Origin of the sequence: Pseudoalteromonas xiamenensis (genome assembly GCF_030994125.1) — a bacterium.
Taxonomy (GTDB): Bacteria; Pseudomonadota; Gammaproteobacteria; order Enterobacterales; family Alteromonadaceae; genus Pseudoalteromonas; species Pseudoalteromonas xiamenensis_B.
In genome coordinates, this window is record NZ_CP099917.1 from 2,649,316 (window position 1) to 2,667,458 (window position 18,143).

At 44.1% G+C, this 18,143-nt stretch carries 19 protein-coding genes and 1 riboswitch; of the genes, 9 read left to right on the forward strand and 10 right to left on the reverse strand.

The window, feature by feature from the left end:
- Positions 1–414 precede the first annotated feature (414 nt).
- Positions 415–2,238, forward strand: a complete 1,824-nt coding sequence (gene typA / locus NI389_RS12320) for a translational GTPase TypA (RefSeq protein WP_308360191.1) — start codon at positions 415–417, stop codon at positions 2,236–2,238.
- Positions 2,239–2,340: 102 nt separating this feature from the next.
- Here typA and NI389_RS12325 read toward each other — a convergent pair whose 3' ends face one another.
- Entirely contained in the window at positions 2,341–2,982 is a 642-nt protein-coding gene (locus NI389_RS12325; RefSeq protein ID WP_308360192.1) for a DUF2959 domain-containing protein, read from the reverse strand.
- Between the two features lie 84 nt (positions 2,983–3,066).
- On the opposite strand from NI389_RS12325, the gene NI389_RS12330 reads away from it, so the two are divergent.
- The 3 genes from NI389_RS12330 to dtd are packed head-to-tail and all read left to right on the forward strand — an operon-like array spanning position 3,067 to position 5,363.
- Positions 3,067–3,936 carry a virulence factor BrkB family protein gene (locus NI389_RS12330; protein ID WP_308362552.1) on the forward strand — a complete coding sequence of 290 codons (870 nt, stop codon included), beginning with the start codon at positions 3,067–3,069 and terminating at the stop codon, positions 3,934–3,936.
- Positions 3,937–3,969: 33 nt separating this feature from the next.
- Entirely contained in the window at positions 3,970–4,911 is a 942-nt protein-coding gene (locus NI389_RS12335; protein ID WP_308360193.1) for an alpha/beta fold hydrolase, read from the forward strand.
- A gap of 14 nt (positions 4,912–4,925) precedes the next feature.
- The gene (gene dtd / locus NI389_RS12340; protein WP_308360194.1) at positions 4,926–5,363 is read left to right on the forward strand and encodes a D-aminoacyl-tRNA deacylase; all 438 of its coding nucleotides are present in this window, start codon (positions 4,926–4,928) and stop codon (positions 5,361–5,363) included.
- Between the two features lie 41 nt (positions 5,364–5,404).
- Here the strand turns inward: dtd and NI389_RS12345 are convergent, their stop codons facing one another.
- Positions 5,405–6,094 (reverse strand): spermidine synthase, encoded by a 690-nt coding sequence (locus NI389_RS12345; protein ID WP_208842286.1) that lies wholly within the window; start codon positions 6,092–6,094, stop codon positions 5,405–5,407.
- Positions 6,095–6,251: 157 nt separating this feature from the next.
- Here NI389_RS12345 and NI389_RS12350 point away from each other — a divergent pair, with 157 nt between their 5' ends.
- From NI389_RS12350 to NI389_RS12365, 4 genes are all read left to right on the forward strand, one after another.
- Positions 6,252–7,145, forward strand: coding sequence for a bifunctional GNAT family N-acetyltransferase/hotdog fold thioesterase (locus tag NI389_RS12350; RefSeq protein WP_308360195.1), 894 nt, complete (start codon positions 6,252–6,254; stop codon positions 7,143–7,145).
- Between the two features lie 69 nt (positions 7,146–7,214).
- Positions 7,215–7,580 (forward strand): nuclear transport factor 2 family protein, encoded by a 366-nt coding sequence (locus NI389_RS12355; protein ID WP_308360196.1) that lies wholly within the window; start codon positions 7,215–7,217, stop codon positions 7,578–7,580.
- A gap of 165 nt (positions 7,581–7,745) precedes the next feature.
- Positions 7,746–8,213, forward strand: a complete 468-nt coding sequence (locus NI389_RS12360) for a hypothetical protein (RefSeq protein ID WP_308360197.1) — start codon at positions 7,746–7,748, stop codon at positions 8,211–8,213.
- A gap of 68 nt (positions 8,214–8,281) precedes the next feature.
- Positions 8,282–8,788 (forward strand): hypothetical protein, encoded by a 507-nt coding sequence (locus NI389_RS12365; RefSeq protein WP_308360198.1) that lies wholly within the window; start codon positions 8,282–8,284, stop codon positions 8,786–8,788.
- 177 nt (positions 8,789–8,965) lie between these two features.
- Here NI389_RS12365 and NI389_RS12370 read toward each other — a convergent pair whose 3' ends face one another.
- The gene (locus tag NI389_RS12370; protein WP_308360199.1) at positions 8,966–9,274 is read right to left on the reverse strand and encodes a hypothetical protein; all 309 of its coding nucleotides are present in this window, start codon (positions 9,272–9,274) and stop codon (positions 8,966–8,968) included.
- 97 nt (positions 9,275–9,371) lie between these two features.
- On the opposite strand from NI389_RS12370, the gene NI389_RS12375 reads away from it, so the two are divergent.
- Positions 9,372–10,262 carry a LysR substrate-binding domain-containing protein gene (locus tag NI389_RS12375; protein ID WP_308360200.1) on the forward strand — a complete coding sequence of 297 codons (891 nt, stop codon included), beginning with the start codon at positions 9,372–9,374 and terminating at the stop codon, positions 10,260–10,262.
- Positions 10,263–10,279: 17 nt separating this feature from the next.
- Here NI389_RS12375 and NI389_RS12380 read toward each other — a convergent pair whose 3' ends face one another.
- The 7 genes from NI389_RS12380 to NI389_RS12410 all read right to left on the reverse strand — a co-directional run bounded on the left by NI389_RS12380 (position 10,280) and on the right by NI389_RS12410 (position 17,659).
- Positions 10,280–11,311, reverse strand: a complete 1,032-nt coding sequence (locus tag NI389_RS12380) for a phospholipase A (RefSeq protein ID WP_308360201.1) — start codon at positions 11,309–11,311, stop codon at positions 10,280–10,282.
- A 273-nt stretch (positions 11,312–11,584) separates the two neighbouring features.
- Positions 11,585–12,700, reverse strand: a complete 1,116-nt coding sequence (locus NI389_RS12385) for a succinylglutamate desuccinylase/aspartoacylase family protein (protein WP_308362553.1) — start codon at positions 12,698–12,700, stop codon at positions 11,585–11,587.
- Positions 12,701–12,707: 7 nt separating this feature from the next.
- Positions 12,708–13,913 carry a PLP-dependent decarboxylase gene (locus NI389_RS12390; RefSeq protein WP_308360202.1) on the reverse strand — a complete coding sequence of 402 codons (1,206 nt, stop codon included), beginning with the start codon at positions 13,911–13,913 and terminating at the stop codon, positions 12,708–12,710.
- Positions 13,913–14,653 carry a 2,3,4,5-tetrahydropyridine-2,6-dicarboxylate N-succinyltransferase gene (locus tag NI389_RS12395; RefSeq protein ID WP_308360203.1) on the reverse strand — a complete coding sequence of 247 codons (741 nt, stop codon included), beginning with the start codon at positions 14,651–14,653 and terminating at the stop codon, positions 13,913–13,915. The genes NI389_RS12390 and NI389_RS12395 overlap by 1 nt, the downstream gene beginning before the upstream one ends.
- A gap of 9 nt (positions 14,654–14,662) precedes the next feature.
- Positions 14,663–15,547, reverse strand: a complete 885-nt coding sequence (gene dapA / locus NI389_RS12400) for a 4-hydroxy-tetrahydrodipicolinate synthase (RefSeq protein ID WP_308360204.1) — start codon at positions 15,545–15,547, stop codon at positions 14,663–14,665.
- A 113-nt stretch (positions 15,548–15,660) separates the two neighbouring features.
- A riboswitch (Lysine riboswitch) is annotated at positions 15,661–15,840 on the reverse strand.
- A gap of 251 nt (positions 15,841–16,091) precedes the next feature.
- The gene (locus NI389_RS12405) at positions 16,092–16,715 is read right to left on the reverse strand and encodes a hypothetical protein (protein ID WP_308360205.1); all 624 of its coding nucleotides are present in this window, start codon (positions 16,713–16,715) and stop codon (positions 16,092–16,094) included.
- Positions 16,716–16,717: 2 nt separating this feature from the next.
- Entirely contained in the window at positions 16,718–17,659 is a 942-nt protein-coding gene (locus tag NI389_RS12410; RefSeq protein WP_308360206.1) for a TraB/GumN family protein, read from the reverse strand.
- Positions 17,660–18,143: the final 484 nt, after the last annotated feature.

Here is an 18,143-nt window from a genome sequence, read left to right on the forward strand (position 1 = left end):
TTGCTGCATTTTGTACTGCATTTGCCAACTAGTAAGCTTGTTTTGTGCCAAGGTTGTAATGCTATGATTAATAAGTGTTTATTTTAAATGTTAAAATATAGAAACAACAAAATGCACCAAAATGGTGCTAAGGTGCAATTTTTTGGTGCAACAATTGATGCGTTTTCTGACCTTTAAAAGGTGCTACACAAGGGTAGTTAACTTTTGAAATTCAGCAACGAAAAAGCGCATGTTTGGCACACTATTTCTAAATGAATTGGCGTGTCATATAAAAATAATCTTGCATAAACTTTCATCCATTCGCGTTATAGGGGATAATACGCGACCTTTTATAACCATATTGGGCATCTCGGGCGCGCAATTTTGTGCGGATCGACTAGGATCACTGGGATTAAAACTTCTTTGAGTAAGAATATGAGCATCGAAAAGTTAAGAAATATTGCAATTATCGCGCACGTTGACCACGGTAAAACGACATTGGTTGACAAACTACTTGAGCAATCTGGCACGTTACAAAAACGTGGCGGCAATGACGAACGTGTTATGGATTCGAACGATCTTGAAAAAGAACGTGGTATTACAATCCTAGCAAAAAACACAGCTATCAAGTGGAATGACTACCGTATCAACATCGTAGACACACCGGGACACGCCGACTTCGGTGGTGAAGTAGAGCGCGTACTGTCAATGGCTGACTCGGTATTACTTCTCGTTGATGCTCAAGAAGGTCCAATGCCGCAAACGCGTTTCGTAACGCAAAAAGCGTTTGCTCAAGGTTTGAAACCAATCGTTGTAATCAACAAAGTTGATAAGCCAGGTGCTCGCCCTGATTGGGTTATGGATCAAGTTTTCGATCTATTCGACAACTTAGGTGCAACTGACGAACAGTTAGATTTCAAAGTAATTTATGCATCGGCAATCAACGGTTGGGCAACACTTGATCTAGACGAGCCATCAGACAACATGGAAGCGATGTTCCAAACTATCGTTGACTGTGTATCAGCTCCAGATGCTGACCCAGCTGGTGCCTTCCAAATGCAGATCTCTCAGCTTGACTACAACTCTTACGTAGGTGTAATCGGGGTTGGTCGTATCAAGCGTGGTTCAGTTAAAGTAAACCAACAGGTTACGGTTGTTGGTGCTGATGGCACGAAACGTAATGGTAAAGTAGGCCAAGTATTAGGTTACATGGGTCTTGACCGTCACGAAGTTGAAGTTGCAACAGCAGGTGACATCGTAGCAATTACAGGTCTTGGCGAATTAAAGATCTCTGATACGATTTGTTGTCCAAACAACGTAGAAGCGCTTCCTCCTCTGTCAGTTGACGAGCCAACAGTAACAATGACGTTCTCTGTAAACACGTCACCGTTCTCTGGCCGTGATGGTAAGTTTGTTACGTCACGTAACATTCGTGAGCGTTTAACAGCAGAACTCGTACACAACGTAGCACTTCGTGTTGAAGACACTGAAAACCCTGACAGCTTCCGTGTGTCAGGCCGTGGTGAACTTCACTTAGGTATCCTAATTGAAAACATGCGTCGTGAAGGTTATGAGCTTGCGGTGTCTCGCCCTGAAGTAATTCTACGTACTGTGGATGGCGTGCTTGAAGAGCCGTATGAAACAGTAACGGTTGACCTTGAAGAAGAACACCAAGGTTCAGTGATGGAACAGCTTGGCTTACGTAAAGCTGAAATGACAGACATGTGTCCAGATGGCAAAGGTCGTGTACGTTTAGACTTTATGATGCCTAGCCGTGGTCTTATCGGTTTCCAAACTGAATTCATGACGTTGACATCAGGTTCTGGTCTTCTTTACCACACGTTCTCGCATTACGGCCCACACAAAGGCGGTAACATCGGTCAACGTAAGAACGGTGTTCTAATTGCGAACGCAGCAGGTAAAGCGCTAACTAACGCACTATTCAACCTTCAAGAGCGTGGTCGTCTATTCATCGGTCATGGTGTGGAAGTATACGAAGGTATGGTGATTGGTATTCACAGCCGTGACAATGACCTTACAGTTAACGCGTTGAAAGCGAAGCAGTTAACGAACGTTCGTGCTGCGGGTACTGATGAAGCACAAAACCTTGTGCCACCAATCATCATGTCTCTAGAGCAAGCGCTTGAGTTCATCGACGACGACGAACTAGTTGAAGTAACACCTTTGAATATCCGTATTCGTAAAAAGTTACTGACAGAAAATGAGCGTAAGCGCGCATCACGTCAACCGAAAGACTAATCGATTGCTGAATAAAAAACCCGCTTTTGGCGGGTTTTTTTATGTCTTTTCGTCAGCGTTTAGTAAGGGCGTGCTTACATCAGTGCCTTGAATACGCTGATATTATCCTTTATTCATTTGTTCGATAAAGCGATTCGAGTCAGCAATCGAGCGGTTCATGTCGGTGATCAAGGTCTGAATATCGCGTTTTAAATTCGTAAACTCTCCACGGATCGCGGCGACCGCTTGGGCGTTCAGATTGTGTTTTAAATAAAGCACATTGTCTTTTAAAGAGGCCAAAACGGGATCCATTTTACTTTCACTCGTGCGCATGGAACGCAGTAGTTTTTCAAACTGACGTTTAGTTTGGCTGAGTTTCTTCTCACTTTCTCGTTTCAAACTGGGGTTGCTGTATTGCTGTAATTCGTCTTCCCACTCTTCAAACAAAGCCGTTGCCACATCTTCCACCTTATTGATGTTACTGCTGACGGCTTCAGCGGCCTTATGACTGGACTCATAGTCATCGTTGAGTTGCTCATAGACTGCTTGCAACTCTTTGCCATCAAATTGGATTAGTTGCGTTAACCGCTCTAATGCAGATTGAAATTGTTCTTGTGAAGCCTCTTGAGATTCCTTGGTGTTTTCAACACGGTCTATCAGGATGTCGCGTTTGTGTACGCCCACTTTTTCCATGGCAGAGTAGTAGGCGGTTTGGCAAGCCGACAAAGAGAAAGCGAGTGCCAAAGGGATAAATATACGTTTCATCAGGCGTCCTTTAAATTCGCAATTGCTGTTAATTATGTAATTGATTGTTATGATGTGCAAAAGCAATTTTAAATTATGATGCCTATGCACGCTGAGCAAGCTGATTTTATTTCTAATGCCAAAGTATTTTTAAGTCATCAACCTGCTTGGTGGCGGCGTTATTTTAAACGTTGTATGGAAGATCAAATCACGGTTAACGCAGGTTATTTGGCGTACGTCACGTTGTTGTCACTCGTGCCTCTCATTGCGGTGGGGGTTGCGATTTTTTCTGCGTTTCCGGGATTTGAATCTATCCGAATAGCAATAGAAAATTTTATTTTTACCAATTTTGTCCCAACGTCAACGGATGTGATCAAAGAACACATCAGCGCCTTTACGGGCAATGCCAATCGTATGACTGCACTTGGGATCAGCTTTTTGGCAGGTGTCGCGCTGTTACTGATCCGCAATGTGGACATGACACTTAACAAGATTTGGCGGGTAGAGAACAAGCGCCCACTGACTATTTCATTCGCAATCTATTGGATGGTGCTGACGCTTGGCCCTATATTTCTCGGCGCAAGTATCGGGGTGACATCGTATATTGTTTCGTTAGTGTCATTCGCTGATGAGGGGATCCCTGGGTTTAGCGGCTTTTTATTAAAGCTATTACCATACGGAATTTCCATGGTTGGCTTCATCATGCTCTATACTTTAGTACCGAACACGCGCGTGCCACTCAAAGCAGCGTTGCCGGGAGCCTTGTTTGCAGCCTGTTTATTCGAACTATGTAAGAAAGGATTTGCGATGTACATCAGCCATTTCCCGTCTTATGAAGTGATATACGGCGCCTTAGCAACGGTTCCTATTTTGTTTGTGTGGGTGTATGTATCTTGGATTGTGGTATTACTCGGTGCAGAGTTTACCGTATGCCTTCAAGGTAGTCGTCGTCCAACCCCATTGGTCGAACAATAAATTTATCGAGTGGCATGCCTTGATGGAGTTGGTATGTCACGATTTTATCAGCACACCGAAGCTTTTCGTCAGTACCATCTAGCTGTTGGAGATGGGCATCAAATGTCTGTAGAAGAATGGGGAAATCAAGCCGGTTTGCCCGTTTTTGTTTGCCATGGAGGTCCCGGCTTTGGAAGCTGCACCTCAATGGTGCAATTCTTTAATCCAGACCGCTATCGCGTTATTTTCTTCAGCCAAAGAGGCTGCAAAGGCTCAACACCTCACAGTATCGAACACAATACGACGCAGCATCTTGTACGCGATATTGAGATGTTACGTCAGCACCTTGGGCTTGAAAAGATCCTCCTGGCAGGAGGTTCATGGGGTGCAACGCTTGCTCTGCTTTATACAATAGCGCATCCTAACGCTGTTAAAGGTCTATTGCTTTGGGCAACCTTCCTTGCAACCGAATCTGATTTTGAATGGCTTTATGGCGCAGATGGGGCAGGTGCACAGTTTTATCCAGAAGCGTACTCCCAATTTAATCCTGACCAACTAAAGTGGAAACATCTTCTGGCGGAGTATCATGCCGTACTTCAGGGGAAAGACGATATAGCAGCATACCATGCTGCCAAACAATGGCTAAGTTGGGAATCTTTGTTATTAAATGCAGGGACAACATTCACGCTGTCTTTGGTCGAACGACACCAAGAACTCAGTTATGCTCAAATCATGTTGCATTATTTTACGCATCGGTGCTTCATCGCTGAGTCTGAGATTGCCGACAAGGCAGAACATTTACGTTCAATTCCCACGTGGTTTATTCATGGTCGTCATGATCTGATATGTCGGTTTTCACCCGTTTTATCTTTATCGGAGCGTATGAAAGCGAGAATGCTCATCATCGATGGCGTTGGGCATAGTATTCAAAATAGCGTATATTCGGAGGCCATTTTAAGGGCGGCAGATTTGCTGCAAATAAAACTAGATCATTAAGAGAAAAAAGCACTGTGATTGGACTTATTCAACGTGTAAAACATGCAAAAGTAGAAGTGGAAGGCCAAGTTGTTGGTCAAATAAACCAAGGAATTTTGTTGCTCCTTGGTGTGGAAAAAAGCGACACGAATGAACACGTCGATAAAATGCTTCATAAAATTAGCAACTACCGCATTTTTACAGACGAACAAGGAAAAATGAACTTAAGTCTTAGAGATATCGATGGTGAGTTGCTAGTGGTGTCACAATTTACCTTAGCAGCAGATACTAAAAAAGGCATGAGACCGAGTTTCTCCAGCGCAGGTACACCTCAACAAGCGAATGATTTGTATCTTGAGTTTATTGATAAAGCACGTAGCAGCGGCATCGTCACTCAAACCGGGCAGTTTGCAGCGGATATGCACGTTTCATTGTGCAATGATGGACCGGTGACGTTCCATTTACAGGTTTAGACAGGTTAAACGCAGCTCCGAGTTAATTACTCATTAGGCTGCTATTTGCTGACGGCAATAATGTGGTTTGCATAGTCAGGAACGGCGTGCATGATAGGTTTTTTGCCAAAGTTCGCAATTAGCAAATGCGTCAGCTGTTTGAGTTGAGAATCATGCTCGGCGAGAAAATTAATGTACAGCGTACCGCCATCATTAAGTGCAGCGCGCAACAAATGATAAAACTTGTGTTGGAATAAAAACAGCGGTGCATCTAAATCGCTAAACAAGTCCAAAATTATCCAGTCGTATTTCTTGGGCTGTTCAAGAATGTGCATCACATCATCACATTTCAGTGCACACATAGGGTCGCCGCCAAAATAACGTTTGTAGCAATGGATAATATCTGGATTGTTATCAACAGAGGTCACGTAGGCATCTGGGTATCGTGATTTTAGATAATCACGGATTGCTCCGGCGCCAAGGCCCAGTTCCAACACGGACGAAGGGGAAGGACTGTTTTCAAATAAATTAGCGAGAATGTTAAGGTGAGGAAATAACAGATGTTCTGGATGATTTATTTCGATAACGGATTGTAAAGTATCATTAATTAGAAGCCAGCGCAGCATTTTGTCTTGCCTGACTTGCACGCTAATCTTACCTTGTTTATGCCAATAGAGGAGGTGCCCAAGCTGGTGGCTTTGGCGTACGAAATCATTGGCAATCATCCCATCCGGGGTTAAAAACTCTTGCATAGTGTCATCAGAATAGCTAACAAATTGATTTTAGCCAAATTCAACCGATATTTATGCGGTTTGCTTGAATTGCGCTTTGGTCTTATTTCTTAACATCGAAATTTCTTGTAGAGTGGCTGAAAAGAAATCCAATTTGCGGCATTCAACAGGAGTCGACATGTTTCAAGTCACAACCCCTCAAAGTAGTGAGGATTGGCAAGCCTATTATCATCTTCGTTGGCAGGTACTTAGAGCGCCATGGTCGCAGCCTCGTGGTTCAGAGCAAGACGATTTAGAACAAGAAGCAGAACATCGTTTTATCAAAAATAACCAAGGTGAAGTGCTTGGCGTTGCGCGTTTGCATTTCAATAACCAGCAACAGGCGCAAGTGCGATATATGGCTGTTGCCGAGGGCAATCGAGGCAAACATCTAGGCAGTCGCTTGTTACATGAAATGGAAAAAATTGCCTGGTCGCAAAGCGCGGAGGAATTAGTGTTGTATGCGCGGGAGCGCGCGCTTAACTTTTACGAGCGTCATGGCTATGAAGTCGTCGAAAAAGCACATCTTGCTTATGATGAAATTCAACATTGGAAGATGGTGAAGCGTAAACCAAGTGAGCCAGGTTGGTTCCGTCGTCCAGACTGGACTCAGGTGCTGCAAGATACATGGCGTGAATCGATCCCTATCAGTGATGCAATGGGGATAAAGGTTGAGAGCTACACCGATTGGCAGTTTTCAACGCGAGCCGATCTCAAAGCAAACCTCAATCTTCACAATTCGATGTTTGCCGGTTCGATTTATTCAATGGCTACGCTGACTGGTTGGGGGGCAACCTACTTAGCACTTCGTGAGCAAAATCTTGAAGGGAGTATCGTGCTGGCTGATGCCAATATGAAATACCTCAAGCCGCTGACGACAGCTCCTTCGGCAACAGTGGTTATTGCAGATTGTCGTGGAGAGCTTATGGAACTTGAAAGCGAAGGAAAAGCCAAATACCTTGTACCGGTTAATGTCTACGATGGTGATGTGCTTGTTGCTAAATTTGAAGGCACGTTTGTTGTCGTCCGATAGTCGATATGTGGGTGAGTGGCTTCAGTGTGCTACTCGCCCTTTATTTTATTATTCAATTTGAAGGGCATAATGAGTGATTCAATCATAGAGGTTGTTGAGCGTCAATTACGTGCGTATAACGAAAAAGACGCACAGGCATGGGCGGCCACCTATGCAGAAGATGCGATGCAACTTTCCACTGAAGGAGCGGTGCTTGCGAGGGGGCGAGAAGCAATCCAAGCAAACATAGCCGCACGTTTTCTCGAACCAGATTTAAAAGCAACCGTGCTAAGCCGTGAGACATACGGGAATGTCGTTATTGACCATGAGCATATTGTTCGAAACTTCCCTGAGGGCAAAGGCAGTGTTGAAATGTTATGTATTTACACTGTTGAAGGCTCGTTTATAACGCACGGAATTTTTAAAGTGTTTAATAAACAATTGGAACTTAATTAATACCTTAAAGGACTTTCGAGAAGTCCTTTCGTTTCTAATGTCTCTTTCCCATCTCCTTTCCTTAATTAAATGTCAATCAAATAGAGTCTTCATAATTACCTTTTTGGCATACAAACTGCTTAGTTAAGTGTTCATTTTGTTTAAACGAAGTACATGGAGTTTTGTATGATGTTTTTTAAAGGAATGCTCGAGCGAACACCCGCTACAATGGAGAAAACGCCGACACTCAATCAACCGAAAGGCGACAAAGAAATGCCATTTGCCGACTTTAGCTCGCAATTGGGGCAGGCCATTGCCGCGACTGACATGAAATCGACTCAATCTGACTTTAGCCAACAAATGCAGATGAAAGTGGTGAGCCCTTATACCTCGGCGCAAACGTTTTTGGAGAAAGCACGTGAAGCGGTCATGTTTGGACGATTGGGCGTCAACAAAGAAAAGATCGATGAAATCCGTGAAAAAATGGATGAACTGTTGGCTCTCTATGCCGAGGGCGTAGTGACTCAAGAAGAATTCCAAGAGAAAATGTCTCAACTGCAAGAATCACTTGCCGAAGAATATCGAATGGCGCAAGAACGTAGAGAAGAATCTGAGCGAGATCCATCGAAACAGGATGATAACCCGATTGTTTAATTGAAAAACGTCACACAATGCGAGAAGGTATGACGTGATGTTAGGGTTAGTAAGAAAGGAATAACGAAATGGATAAGACGATTGCCGGACAAATCATGGATTTTTTGACTGGGATTGGTGTGCCATTCGAACTGACAACGATTGAGCAAAACACATTTTTACCTGGGCTGCATTTGCACTTTGGCGTGCTTCAGATAGATCTCGAAAAATTAGAATTTCCAGGCGACATCCTGCATGAAGCAGGTCACATCGCAATATGTGAGCCGAAAGCGCGTCCCTTTTTACAAGGAGATGTCTTTAAAAATGGTTTGTTAAATGGCCGACAAGCCCAACATATGCATGGTGAGGAAATGGCGGCAACAGCATGGGCCGTTGCAGCGGTCACGCATTTAGGGTTGCCGCTTGACTTAGTCTTTCATGAGAAGGGTTATCGAGGGTGGAGCAAAAACCTAATCGATGCCTTTTCCGACGGAGGAGGTTTTGGTTTTCCCTTGCTCGGTGCATGGGAAATGACTCATCCTGAGAAGGGGTATCCACATATGCAAAAATGGATAAGAGATATTTCATGGCTGTAGTGTGATTACTTAACTCAACAGGCTCTAACATTGCAGTTAGATTGGAGGCACTCGGTTATCCCTGAATTTCAGTCATTGCATCTGGCCACATCATTGAATAGACCTAATGCGTACGTGAATGGGTGTCCTAGTCTCAAAGTTATGGGGGCGTGCAACAACGGTGCCCCCAAATTCTTTTCAAAGTTGAGCTAAAAATTGCTTTGCTTCGTCACGTGACAGGCAGGCTGCCATTGGTTTATGTCGTAGATTTTTCGCCTTGGTTGTTTTAGGTGTTCCTTGATGTGTGTTGTTTGCTGTAATGATAGCTACTCGACACTCCACTTCATCCCCATGCTCTTTGTAACTTAATTCCACACGGTCTGCTTTCATAATTAAGTTTTTGTATGGAAACCCTTCGTCAGTATCAATATGTTCTTGCGCCATCGTTGATGCTGCCAATGACGGAAAAGCGAAGCTAAGTAAACTAATTAATAGAATGTTTTTCATTTTGTCTCTCCAGAGTCGTGAACTTTCGAGAGTTAGTATTGTTCGGTTGCGCTTTGCTGACAAACGAGTAATATTTACTCATAGTTAAGAAAAACTAATGTATTGTATGAAGCTTCCTCCACTTAAAAGTCTGCTTTATTTTAAATATGTTGCCGAACTCGGCAGCTTGAAAGCGGCTGCTGAGCAGCTCTATGTGACGCAGGCTGCGGTTAGCCAGCAGATCAAATTGCTCGAAGAGCATTTAGATTGCTTGTTGTTTGAGCGTAAGATTCGTCAAGTTGTACTTACGTCCTCTGGGCAGCAGCTTTTGCCCTATGTCCTAACCGGTATGAATAGTTTGGCAAAAGGCGTACAAGCACTCAGACAAGACCCTAGGCCGGATACCTTAAATTTGTCGGTGCTTGGCTCGTTTGCTCACTGCTGGCTATTACCTCGTTTAAGTGACTTTCAAAAACAGCACCCCGATATCAAAATCCGTTTGGAACCCAGTGACAAGCTCACTAATTTTGACGAAGGTGAAACGGATATTGGGATCCGATTTGGTGAAGGTCATTATCCTAATTTACACACAGAACTGCTTGCTGCGGATAGTATTTTACTGGCCTGTAAGCCGGGACTAATTGATAAAAGCAAACCCATTCGAGCGCAAATTCTGGCGCAAAAGCTGATTATGGACATTTGTCCAGATGCTGAACGTGCTTGGCAGTGTTTCTTCGATTTACATGACATTGAAAAGCATGAAGCACCAGAGTTCTTGTCCATCGATAATGCGGCAATTGTTGTTCAAGCGGCGCAAGCTGGACAAGGGATTGCGATGGTCCGAAGACGACTAATCGAGCCGCAGTTGGCACTCGGCCAACTTGAAGCGGTTACGGATTTTGAAATGGACTGTTTGTTTAAATACTTTATCGCCGCGCCTGAAAATCATTTTCGATGGCAAAAAGTCGTCCATTTTTGCCGTTGGATTAAAGCCCAAATGGGCGCATAGCGCCCACAGGGTATATGTTAGAGTAAATCGGTAAGTAGTATACCAACGCCAATCCGCTCGATGTCGGCGTTATAGTCAATCATACTCTCACCATAGCCGTTGAAATATTGAACGTAGCCACGTAATTTCCCCCAAGCTGGAAATGACCAATCAAGTTGGATTGCGCCACGGTTGTCGTTGTTTAAGTTGTTTCTCAACATAAAGCTGAATTCATGTTCTTCGTAGCGATAAGCACCGGAAAACTCGAAGTAACCCATGTACTTGTGAATATCAGGATTGTCGTCGCCTTTTGCATCAAGCGAGTCTTCTTTGCTGTCTTCTGGAATGCGATACCAAGGCTTTAGGCTGAATACAAAACCACGATTTTCCCAAATGAAGTTGGCGTAAACCCGATTCCAAGAACGTGAATTAGGCTGGCTGCGGCCGTTGGATTGATGAGAGATACCCAGTGCAAAGGCCATTTCATCGCCCCACAAAACATGGTCATCATCTAAAAAGTTGATCCAAAAAAGTTCGGGCTCGTAATTGGTTTCTCGAAATGGTGAGGAAATTTCTTTGTTATAAAACTGCCAAAAGGACTGCAAGGTAAAACCCATAAAAATGGCTTGGTCTTTGTCCGAGAAACCAGTGTAAATTGGGACTTTTAGTGACAGTTGATACTTTACTTCTAAATGGTCAAGCGGTTCGCCTTCGTCAGTCAATTCGGAAAAGCCATCAAACGGTCGACTATTCGGATGAGAAACATAAGAAACGGGTAAAATATAGTTACGTTGATGTGGCGTTAATACGTTGCGGTTCTTTGCGCCAACGCTTTCACGAGCAACACGTTTATCAAGTTGGCTAACGTTCTTGGCGGCATCCATTTGTGAACAAAACGCTCTCAGTTCACCAACCGTACGATTTTTATCACCAGCAAGCACCTCATTTAACACGCATTGTTTAATCAGATCAATTTCATCTGGTTCTTGTTGTGTTTCCGTAGCGGCGAGTGTGTAGCTTGAAGCGAAGAGTGTGGCTAGCGACGAAAATACCCACGTTGTGATACGCATGAAAGAGATCCCTTTAATTTTTATAGGGAAAGTATACGCATAACGTATGAAGTTTTCCTGAATTTCTCATCCCAAGCAGTTTATAACAAAAAAAGCGTCGATTTTATGTGCAGGAGTGACAAAACCAGTACGCAGAACAAGAGAACATGGAAGTGCTAGCCGGACAGTGAGGTCTTGGTAAAAAGGCTGGCGGCATGTGCCGCCTCACCTTGTAAGTAGTCCATTTTCAATAACTTCAATGAAAGTGGATACTTACTCTCACGCAATAATCGTTTACAGCTCAAAATAATGAGTAAAAAATTTATAAAGTTCAGTACCTTGGTTTACGCTTGCAGAAGCAAAGTGAAGAATCGGAATTGCATCAACCTTTAAAGTAATGTCATGAAGCGGTTGTTCACTTAAGTACTGCTCCATACGTAGGATCTTAGCGATAGTGGTCCCTGCTGGGATTGGCTCGCCGAGCGGGGCGGTGTATTCCACCATGCCACCCATTGGGGCGTAGAAAGCCAAGTAGTCTTTTAAATAACATGCGTAACGAGCCATTCGAGTCGGCTGATACTCATTAGAATCAATTACCTTTTTGTGATTCAAATAACTTAATATGCTTTTGGCGTCTTGTTTGGCTTCTTCGAGATCAATCGTCTCTTGTGAGCCAAGTTCAACCGTAAATGCTTCTACCATGATTGGGAATTCACGATTTCGTTGTGCGAGCGCTTGAGATAATTGCCACCACGGACAGAAGCTTGCTTCATCCATCGCGCCACCAAATCCTTCAGGGATAAGGAGGACATTTTGAATATCAAAATAACGGGCACTTTCTTTGGCGTACATCGGACAATAAAGGTGTTTTGCCGAAATGGGACCGGTATGAAGGTCCAACACTAAGTCAGCTTGGTGAGCCAGTGCTTGCAGATTGAGTGCGATCCGCTTGCCCGTGGTGAGACGATAAGCATCGCCATCGAGTAAAGCATGGGTTTGCTCTAACAACGTTGATTTAAACGCCGCTTTTAATGCACCGTCATCAAGCGTCTGATGGGTTTCAACAAATGCAGGAATTAAATCGGTGTGATCATGGTACATTCGATTCCAATTTGTGCCCGTAATCGGATCGAAGCGACCAAGCGTAAATTCCCCTGATTTTTGATTACAGCCAATCGGGTTGGCGTAAGGAACCAGCGTAATATCGCCATTCAATGGGATGTGCTTTAGCAGTTCAAGCAATTGGTAAATCACCGCATTGCCCTGTACCTCGGCACCGTGCATGTTGGCTTGAATATAGACCGATGGGCCAGCCCCTGAGCCTTTGAGCCGATACACGGGAATGGTCAGTGGAAGACCATTGGCTATTTCACCGACTTGGATGTTTTCTTGAATAATCGAATTCAACATGCGCACGTTATCTCAAATAATAAAGGGCAGACTCGGCCTGACGAACACATTGCACCTTTCCTTGCTGAATCACATATTCAGCAGGTAACTCATGGCAAAGGAAGTAAGGCATGCTTTCGGTAAAACCATAGGCACCACATTGGCTGAAAACAAGCCAATCGGTTTCGTCTGTACTTTCAGGAAGTGTATGGCTTCCAAGGCTATCCAGTGCAGTACAAAGTGGGCCATGAATGGCGAATTGGGCGAACGGTGTATCATCTTGACGAAGTCGTTCGCACGGAAATGCCTGTCCCGTCACTGCCGGGCGCAGTAAATGATTTACACCGCCAGAGACGATGAGTTGCTTTATGCCGTAATTGGTTTTTTGCTCGACGACAGGATTGGCGTAGTAACCACATTCACCAACAGCATAGCGGCCCAACTCCATCCATAATTCTTTGACACCAACTGCGCGTTTTATGTCATCAAGAGCAGTTAAGAGTACTTGCCAATCAAGGTGTTCAGCGTCAGGAGAGTATGGGATCCCCAGTCCTCCGCCCAAATCAAGCACGTCGAGTTGCATGCCTAAACGGTGGGACAATTGTTGCAATGGCGTCACCATTGCTTGCCAAAGTGAAGCGAGTTTATCCGTCGAGAGCATATTGCCCCATTGAAAAATATGGAGACCCACAAAATTCAAGTGAGGGTAGTCTTTAAGGTTCAAATGTTGCCACTCTTCAACACCCAAGCCAAAAGGAGTGAGCGTATCCCCGCCAAGCGGATTTTTATCTCCTTCAGGCCAGCGTAACTGAACACGCAGTAAAACACGTAAGTTCACATGGTGATCAAGAGCTGCTTCTTGTAACCAGAGCACTTGATTGATACTTTCAGCAACAAACGTGGTCACACCACGTTTAAGAAAGTGTTGGATTTGGCGTTTTGATTTAGCCGGTCCCGTGTTGAGTACGCGAGTCGCGTCGACACCTTGCGCAAGGACTTGCTCTAGCTCACCACTGCTTGCAACGTCAAAATCAAATCCTGCTTGGTCGAGACATTTGATGATTTCAGACAGAGGATTCGCTTTCACGGCATACCATAGCTTAACGATGTCTTGTTTCGTCAGCAATTGGAGATGCTGGCTCAGCTTATCTAAATCATAAACAAAAAAGGGTGTTTCTTGTTCATGGCACAGAGAGACTAAAGTTTCGCGAACAGGCGCACTCAAGAACGTCATTAACGCAGCACCTCTTCAAGTAACAACGACGCATCAGATTGTTCGTCGCGGTATTTAACAATAAGTGCGCAGGACATGCTAAGCCCTTGGGCTTGGCCCCACTCGCTTGATGCGGGACGCGAGCCAGGGATCACTATCGCGTTTTCAGGGATCGCTTCGCCTTTATCTAACATGCGTTCATTTACACAGTCGTAAACGGGAATGGAGGCTGATAAACGTACGCCAGGCGCGAGTACTGCATTTTTCTTCACGACCACACCTTCGACTAATACACAGCCTGCACCGATGAAAGCGCCATCTTCCACCACCACTGGGCTTGCCCCCACAGGCTCCAAGACACCACCGACTTGCACCGCAGCGCTAAGATGAACATTCTTACCAATTTGCGCACATGACCCCACCAAGGCATGACTATCAACCATGGTGCCAGAATCCACATAGGCACCGATGTTGATGTAGGCTGGTGGCATGATGATGGTGCCCGATGCGACGTATGCACCACGACGTACACTGCTTCCACCGGGGACCATACGTACACCTTGCTCACTAGCGAAGCCACGCGGTGCTAAATTATCTTTATCAACAAAACCACCCGGATATTCTGTGTTTACGCCATGACGAAATGCTTCAAGAATGCCTTGTTTAACTTCGACGTTTGCGTGCCATTGACCATTTGCATCTTGAGTTGCTGCACGTACTTTGCCTTGTTCTAAATCGTTTAATAAATCTAACCAGCTCATGTTACTACCTTAATTCCAAGCTAAAATCGTATCGTTTGCAGCACTGAGGGCTACGGTGTTATTCAGTTCTAAATGAGTCAACGGTGGACGCAAATTCGGGGTACCTAAACGCCCTTGTTGATGCATAAGCACTTTGACGGGTACAGGGCTTGCAACTTCAAAAAGGCTATGTACGGCATCTGTCCATGTGGTGAATAAGTTCGGGAATGTGCCTGCAAGTGAACGACGCACGAACTCGGCGGTTTGCTGCGGCCACGCATTGGAAGCCACGCTCACTAATCCAGCAGCGCCAGCTTGGGCGAAATAAGGGATAAGTCCATCGTCGCCACTGTACACGGCCACGTTTGGCGCCGCTTTTCGAAAGGCTTCAAATTTACTGATATCACCAGAGGCTTCTTTCAATGCCCAAAGATTATCGTGGTGTTGGAGGTTAGAAAGCACTTGCGGCGCAATGGCAACCGCACTTCGGCCAGGCACGTTGTATAACATGCAAGGCAGGGATGTGGCTCTTAATAACGCATCAAACCAGTGAGTCTGACCCACAACACCAGGCTTTGCGTAGAGTGGGGTACCAAGTAAAAACGCGTGAATTGGCAAGTCATTGCAATACGAAACCCAATCTAATTGAGTCTGTAAATTTATTCCGCCAACGGCAACCATAAGAGGCACGGTGGGCGATAAATCACACACAAATTCTACAATACGTTTTTGTTCATCAAGCGTAAGCGCGAGCCCTTCGCCGGTGGAACCAAGGAGTAAAATGCCGTTATTGGCCTCGACTTGCTCTTCGACCAGCCGTGCTAACGTATCGAAATCAACGTTATTTTGCGTGTCAAAAGGCGTAACTAGAGCCGTCCATAACGGAAAGTCTGATAAGTTGAATGATGTTTTCATCTCTACCGAACTTAAAAGTGTTCGGTGTATTGGCAGGATCCAAGACTCCGAACAGATTAAAATTCGAAGAGCAATGGACTTAAAAAAATAGACACATCTGGCCTAATAATTTCAAGACCAGAAGCTCTCCACCAAAACCAAAATTGGTGACAGACGTTGGGATTCAGCCCAAACGTCCGAAATACGCAGTAGCAAAACACACATACTTCTCGGCGTTATTTCCCCTCGCTGACGTTCAATGGGGTTTGCTCCCCTCCAGTCAACTACCTGAATAACGCTCCTCTTCCAGCCCATAATATCGACCATTTTTTTAGGAAAAATGGTTCGACATATCTAGATTGTGAATCAACGTTCACACCTAGCAAAAATCGGGTGAGGCGGCATTGAAACATTTTAGCCGTCTAGGTGTCAAGCGTATATTTTTAACTTAATAGCAAGAATGGAGTGATTTGGTGATGGTTGAGGGAAGCGCAAAAAACAGCACGTTGATATGCTGCATTTTGCGTTAAAGTGAATTTAAATGATGCTAAAAGTCGTTAAAATTCTATATTTTTTCAAATTTTGCATCGCCAACGCCAATCTCAACTTTAATCGTGTATTTGCCTTGACCTCGATACTTCATATCCGAACTTACCATATTTTTGGTGTACTCAATGTTGTTCTCGAAGCCCTTGATATGCGATTTACCCACTCCGGATTCAAGGGCGATTGAACGAAAATCGTCCTCGTGGCTATTAATGCGGACTTTCCCTACGCCAACTTCGATGTCAGCAGAATTCGCGAGGGATTCTACTTCGACATTGCCAACGCCAAGCTCAATATCGAGTGCCATTGATTTTGGTACTTTCACTGACCATTCCTGTTGAATTTCATCATTATCGATAGTGAGATATAATTCACTGCCGCGCTGTTTCGATTCAATCTCTATTGTATCTAACTCGACGTTTTTACTGAACCAACTGTCGTCTGTTTTCGGTTTAAGTACTACGTTGATCTCGATGTTTTCCCCTTCAGTCGTTTGTATATCCAGTTGACCAACCGGAAATTCAATCGCGAGTTCGTGTGAAGAACCTTGAGAAAATGTTTTACTAATAGAGCGTTGTTCATCTGCAAAAACACTTTGGCTGATAACCAAAGCGGATGTCAAAGCAAGGAGTGTGTGTTTCATTATCAATGTCCTGTTGTTCTGTATTTTCTTATTTGACGTTTATCGCGAATGAAAAGGTTTAAAGTCTTAGTTAATTTTTTTATTTCAAAGCCATTTTTTTTGAATAGTGCGATAAGTCCATGTTCTGTGGGCAGATGCAAAGCACCAACCGCGATGAATAAGGAACGTTTTTCTAGTAATGGAACAAGCGTGTTGGTCCAGCGAGCATTTCGGTCCTTAAGAATCACCTTTTCCGCAGCTTGACTGAGTGGTGAGCCGTCAAATGACAAGTGGTAGTAGTCGGTTAGTTTGTTTAAATCACCTGCTTTCCACGCGTTGACAAGTGGGTGTATGTAAGTGGCCGCGTCGTCCATTGATTTAAGTGTTTCGCTAAGGAGGTAGTTGCTATCTTGGTCTATTTGGTCAAAAAAGCCAAATTGCTCTTTAGCCGATTCAAGCTCGATGATCTCAAGTTGCTTTTTCTTCGCAAAACCAAGCACCTGCATATCTGCCCCAAAGTTTGAAAGGTATCCAGCTCTTTGATAGCTCATGGCCGTTAAGTTAATCGAAACGGCCCAAGGTTTAATGTGTTCAAACTGAGTTATCGACAGACCGTTTTCCTGTAATGCTTTTGCAAGTTTCTGGTATAGCTCTGGTTTTAAGCGTTGACTGAGCGACGCCGAATTTGGCAACGTCATTAATGGGTAAATATGAGTTTGCAGGTATTCGGGGGTGAGGGTAGTTGTATCCAGTTCAACCACTACGGCGTTTGATTTTTCCAATCCATCAATAACCGAATCAGGCAATGCTGACATGCTACTATCGCCCACATGGATCGTACCGAAAAGATAAGATGTATGGTGGTTTTTTTTAATTTGCCAAAGACCAGGCTCAGCAAAAGAGACAGCCGAAAAGCAAAAAATGCAGAGGAGAAAAATGGGGCGTAGTAAATGCAAAAATGACATGTTGGTCAGTCCGAGATGTAGTTGTTACCAGATCATATCCAATTCCCAGTGTAAATCACAAAAATTTAATGTCTGCTCGAACAAAGTTTTAATCGTTCGATGAAAGCGTGTTTTTGAGGTGTCGAAGTTATGCTTTAAAGATAGGTTGAATTTATAATTCAATATGTGAGTCTTTATTGGATTTTAATTTTGTTTTTCGTGGTTTTTTATTTGTAATTTGCATTGTTTTTATGCTTGACGAAGCCTGTCCCCGTATGTACTAATAGAAAAGGTAGATTGATGGATAGCCAGCGCAAATTCGCTATGGCTACCTGACTAAAAGAATTCGGTTTAAGAGAAACGAAAATGTTAACAGCAAAGCTAGTCCTAGTCGTGATTATCAACGTGGTGATTATTATTACCGCGGGGGCTGGCTAATGCTTGAAGAAAATTGAAAAGCATTTAGAGAAGCCCCCGCACTGAAAAGTTCGGGGGCTTCTTCGTT